We start from the raw sequence: 5,188 nt of genomic DNA, 5'->3' as shown, positions 1-5,188 counted from the left end.
CAGAGCCCACCGCCACAGCGGCTGCCGCCGAAACGGCAGGCCAAGCGCTCTCCACGGCAAACCGGGACGAGCCGCCCTTGGCCCAGCAGAACAGGATAATCATTTTCCTTGCGGTGACTATCGCTGCCGCATTCGGCTACCGCTGCATCGCGACGCGGAAACAAAAAAAGCTTGCAAAATTACAGAACTGTGACTCACTTACCGGCCTGCACAACCTGCAAAGCTTTAAAAACGAATGTGTCGCACACCTCAAGAAAAATGACGGCCATTTACATGCCATTGTGCAGTTTGATATCAACAAGTTCAAAATCATCAATGACAGGCTGGGTTTTACGGAAGGAGACAGCCTGCTTTGCATGTGCGGCGAGGCGCTCCATTCCGCCCTTGAGGACACAGAGTTTTGCGCCAGAAGCTTTGCAGACCAGTTTACCGCCTTTCTTCGCTATGACGACCTGCTCTCCCTGAAAAAGCGCATTTACGGCATCCTCAACGCCATCGAGCAGTGGCGCGCCGGAAGTGGCATGCCCACCAGAGTGGAACTGCGTTGCGGAGTTTATATCCTTGATGCGCACAGCCATACCCACCATGACATCCAGCAGGGCATGGATCTGGCAGGCTACGCGCTGCAGGCATCGAAAAAACGCGGAAAAAGCAGAATGGTGCTCTACGACGAAAGCATGCGCAAAACGTCCCTGCTCCATCAGGACCTGAAGGACAGCATCGGCATGGCGCTGGAAAGGGAAGAACTGAAAGTGTGGTTTCAGCCCAAGGTGAACATGCTCTCCAATGCCGTTATCGGCAGCGAGGCCCTTGCGCGCTGGTATCATCCCGCGCACGGCCTTTTGCTGCCGGGAACGTTCATGCCCCTTTTTGAGCAAAGCGGCGACGTGTTGCGAGTGGACTTTTTCATCTTTGAGCAGGTCTGCAAAACCATACACCAATGGGAATGCGAGGGCATCGTGGCGCGCACCGTGTCATGCAACTTTTCAAGCCAGCACTTCGAGCGCCCTGAATTCTGCCGCCGCCTGGTGGAGATCGCCTCGCGGCATGCTGTACCCCACGAGCTTCTTGAGGTGGAAATCACGGAAAGCACCATGCTGCAAAACCCCGATGCCGCCAACATACAGATAAAACGGCTCCGTGATCTGGGCTTCAAAACGACCATTGACGATTTCGGCTCCGGCTATTCCTCGCTGGGCCTGCTGCAACTGTTCGCCGCCGATGTCATCAAATTTGACAGAAGCTTTGTAAAACGGAATCTGGCGGGGAAAAGAGCGCAAATTGTGCTCGGCAGCATGATCGAACTGACACGGCAACTTGGCATGAGCGCCATCTGCGAGGGAGTCGAAACCAGAGAGCAGGCCAACATTCTCATGCAGCACGGTTGCTATAACGCCCAGGGCTTCTATTATGCGCGGCCCATGCCCGCAGACCAGTTCAAAAACCTGCTGCGCGTGGGGCGGGTCTCGCCCGAAAAATCCGCCGCAGCGGCCATACCCAGCCCCCTTCAGGCCGCCAAGGTTTAGCCTGGCCGGCCCCATGAGCAAACAAGTGGTCCCCGGTCGGAAACAATTCGACCGGGGACCACTTGGCAGCCTCACCGTGCGCCGTTGCCCCTGGCGCACGGATCCGGCAAGCCGAATCACATCAAAACATCCGCTACATAAGCTTGTTGCCGTCAATGGCCCTGCGTACAAGAGCGAAAAAAAACTCCTGCATCAAACAGCCGGAAGACAGCGCCTCTGGTTTAACCTGCAAAATATCGCTGCCGGCTTCACTGGGATACAGATATTGCGAACCCAAGCCGCTGCGTACCCAGTCCGGATTAATATTTTCCTTTTTCAGCAGTTTCAACAGCCACTCTGCAGGGATAGCCATACGCTTTTTGGCGTCTGAAATACAGGACTGTGAAACCCCTAAAAACTTTGCCAGTTCCTGCTGCGTCTTGCAGCCGGTAACTGACTTTATCCTTTCCATCGCGAGGGAGTAGTCAAAAAAATTATTATCCATGATCTTGCTCCTGATCTTATGCCTGCGGCACAGCATGAGTAATTGCTTCTCCAAGGCTTCCGCCAGACGTGCATGAGCACCTCCCCCATTAGGCGGGCCACTTGTATTCATATGGTTACATTCACAGAATGAAAATCAGCAGGGCGTCATAACTTCAGGGAGCGGCCCTGCTGCCGCGTCAAGCCTGAAGCCCATAGGGACCGTCATTCAAAAAGAGTGGAACATCTCCTAGAAAAAGGAGGTTACATCAAAGAAGATGTCAGCATGTCATGAGCGAACTGCGACAAACAAAATGCCTTATACAACATTACAAATATTCATGCTTGCGTTAATAATCAACGCAAAAGCGGTACAAAGACCGCAATCAGACACATTAAATAGACCATACTATATAAAAATAAGGTCTCTAGCTGCGCCTCTGAGCGCCAGACTACTGTTACGGACTGTAGCGCGTCAATAAATTTTGTCATTCGATATTGAGATAAAAACATCTATAATAAAGTAATACAGACATATAAATATATAGGCACATGCTGTTCCCCTGCTGAAAAGCAAATTGTCATACCAGAAGTCTAAATCATTACTGTTAGAGTTAATAAATTTTATACTGACGCCCGATCACAGCAGCTTCCCGAATCCCCCCCTCCGACGCGCACCATATTCACGCTTTTATACAAAACCATGTCATCAATCTCCTCCGGCACGGCAAAGCCCTTGATGCACTGCGCCGCCAACCAAGCACTCCGTCATAACATCCTCCCGCCGCCGCACACCGCCGTACATCAAAAATGCCCTGCAAATGCCCATGCAGCGTACACATATGTTCTGATATATGATTAAATTGACAAACCCCGCCGATATCCGGATATATCAAAACTATATTATCAGAGCCGGAAACCCGAAGCGTCCGGCCCGTACATCAATTCTGAAACAAAGTCGGGAACAGCATGAAATCACGTCGCTATGTTTTCAATTGGGACTTTATCGGTGATATCCAGAAAGGGCGGCCCAACCTAGGCAACTCCGTCAGCATCGAAGCCTACAGGCTCTTCCTTTATACCATGCGCGATGTACTGGAAGAAAGCTACGGCACGGAAGAATCAGAAAAAATCCTCTACCGGGCCGGTTTTCTTGCCGGTGAAAACGTGGTGGAAAACTACCTGCCGGGCTACACGCAGTTTGATGACTTTGTGGCTGCCCTGCATGATCTGCTGCTTGAAAAAAGGATCGGCATCCTGCGCATCGAATCAAGCGACCTGTCAACAAACACCTTTTGTATCACCGTTTCAGAAGATGTGGACTGCTCCGGCCTGCCGGAATGCGACCACGTTATCTGCACTTACGACGAAGGCTTTGTGGCAGGTCTTTTCAGTTCCTTCACGGGGCGGCGCTTCACAGCCAGAGAGGTGGACTGCTGGTGCACTGGAGACAGGACATGCCGTTTTGTCGTCCAGTTGACCGAAGAACAGGCTCCCTTGCGCGATGGATAGACGCACCGCAGCGTGGGCGCGAGGTGCGCGCCCGGCGCTTCAAGCCAGCTGCCGGGCCATGACGGGGATGCTCTCTGACGATGCCTACTGCATCTGGAATGCGCGCAATCATGAAGCCTTCGCTGCTGCCCAGAGACAAAGAACCACCGTAAAGGTGACCTGCTGCCTTGCCGGAAAAGGGCGTCCCACAGACATGATCCTGTACGGATGCCTGTGCTCTGTTACCGGCCGTGAAGCCGTCCTTGTGGTTCAGGACAGGGAAATCCTGCCCCGCCGCAGCAGAATGCAGGCAAATACCTGCGAGTTTTTTTTCTGTCTGGACACCCAAAAAGAGGGCGTGGTTGTGGAGCGCCTCGGCTACAGGGGTTCGGGCCGGGTCATGGGGGTCAAAAAAAACGCCAGGGAAGAAATCAGCCAGATATACCTGCGCCTGTGCAACAGATGCTTTGTCCGCCCCATGCGGCGCGATAAAAGGGTCATGTGGCGCAGCCAGTACTGCCACACAGTGGGTGTGCTGCGCCTGCTCCATATTCCGCAGCTTGTGTGCGATCTTAAAACGCTGCTGCACCGCCACAGTCACAGGGCAGCAGACACGCAGATACTGAATATCTCTGCACGAGGCGCATGCGCCCTCATGCCGCCTGAGGCGGACCTGAAAAAGTTTTCCGACAAGCCGGACCTGCTGTTCTATATGGTTCCGGACAGCCGCTCCCATGCCGATACGCCATATATATTTCTCGGCAAAAAAGTAGGCTTTCTTCCCGCAGCGCACACAGAGCACCTGGCGGTGCGCATGCATTTTGTCTATGAGCTTGACTGGGACGGCTCGGAACGGCTGCTCAGGTGGGGCGACATCTCGTCCTGCGGTTCCGCGCGCCTGCGTGAACACCTCGACCGTTACGACGATGACACGGAAAACGAACAGCGGTTCGACATCTGAATCTGAGCGCTGACGCATAAAATCATGCCCACGCAACTGATCACGCCCGTAAAAGGGCGCTTTTTCGCTGCCCCGCCGGACGCATGAGCATGAGCCGCGACCTGCCGACACGGCTGCGTCCCGGAAGACAGTCCTGTCGTTCGGATACAGGCAGGCAGATCTGCACGGACGGCCTGTCGCGGCTGTTGATCGAAAAACATATATCAACACGCCGCGGCACCTCCTTTTTTTCTTGCCTTGCGGCACGCAGAACAGGCTGGCAAAAGCTGCGCAAGTTGAGTATAATCATCCCACGAGGATACGTGTTTTACGATAGGCGCGCAGCAGCCGCGTCAAAGCCAAGGAACCGCATGAGCACTCTTCTCCCCTGCTTCAAAGCCTATGATATTCGTGGCCGCGTGCCTGATGTCCTGAATGCCCCCCTGGCACATGCCCTTGGGCGGGCCGTGGCGGAAGTGCTGCCCGCGAACAACGTTGTACTGGGGCGCGACGCCCGCCTTTCCGGGCCTCTTCTGCGCGACGCACTGGCAAACGGCCTGCGCGAGGCCGGGGCCAGTGTTACGGATATCGGCCTCTGCGGCACGGAAGAAATTTACTATGCCGCAGCCAACCACGCCGCCAGCCAGTCCGCAAACGGGCCTTTTGACGCGGGCATCATGATCACGGGCAGCCATAATCCGGCGGATGAAAACGGCTTCAAACTGGTGCGCGGCGGGGCCATCCCCATAAGCGGCGATTCCGGCCTGTT

The 5,188-nt window shown here is 54.5% G+C and carries 4 protein-coding genes and 1 pseudogene; 4 read left to right on the top strand and 1 reads right to left on the bottom strand.

Annotated elements, in window-relative coordinates:
* A partial coding sequence (locus V6C16_RS07525) for a putative bifunctional diguanylate cyclase/phosphodiesterase (protein WP_333542962.1) occupies positions 1-1,526 on the top strand: 1,526 nt, incomplete at its 5' end.
* Positions 1,527-1,659: 133 nt separating this feature from the next.
* On the opposite strand, the gene V6C16_RS07520 is transcribed toward V6C16_RS07525, so the two are convergent.
* On the bottom strand, positions 1,660-2,121 hold the full coding sequence (locus V6C16_RS07520) for a helix-turn-helix domain-containing protein (protein WP_333536234.1): 462 nt from the start codon (positions 2,119-2,121) through the stop codon (positions 1,660-1,662).
* Between the two features lie 836 nt (positions 2,122-2,957).
* Between V6C16_RS07520 and V6C16_RS07515 the strand changes: the two genes are divergently transcribed.
* From V6C16_RS07515 to V6C16_RS07505, 3 genes and pseudogenes are all read left to right on the top strand, one after another.
* Complete coding sequence (locus tag V6C16_RS07515; RefSeq protein WP_333536232.1) at positions 2,958-3,500, top strand: V4R domain-containing protein; 543 nt, start codon at positions 2,958-2,960, stop codon at positions 3,498-3,500.
* 58 nt (positions 3,501-3,558) lie between these two features.
* A complete protein-coding gene (locus V6C16_RS07510; RefSeq protein ID WP_333536231.1) occupies positions 3,559-4,440 on the top strand; it encodes a hypothetical protein in 882 nt (293 codons plus the stop codon).
* Between the two features lie 350 nt (positions 4,441-4,790).
* Positions 4,791-5,188: pseudogene (locus V6C16_RS07505) on the top strand (phosphomannomutase); the annotation flags it as partial.

It is taken from the genome of Desulfovibrio sp. 1188_IL3213 (genome assembly GCF_036763145.1).
In the GTDB taxonomy this organism is placed as follows: domain Bacteria; phylum Desulfobacterota; class Desulfovibrionia; order Desulfovibrionales; family Desulfovibrionaceae; genus Desulfovibrio.
The sequence above is the reverse complement of the archived record's forward strand: the minus strand, read 5'-3'. Positions and strand labels throughout refer to the sequence as shown.

Bases quoted from the DNA above. Each gene is read 5' to 3' on its own strand.
- V6C16_RS07520 (WP_333536234.1), bottom strand. From the start codon at position 2,121: ATGAATACAAGTGGCCCGCCTAATGGGGGAGGTGCTCATGCACGTCTG.
- V6C16_RS07515 (WP_333536232.1), top strand. From the start codon at position 2,958: ATGAAATCACGTCGCTATGTTTTCAATTGGGACTTTATCGGTGATATC.
- V6C16_RS07510 (WP_333536231.1), top strand. From the start codon at position 3,559: ATGACGGGGATGCTCTCTGACGATGCCTACTGCATCTGGAATGCGCGC.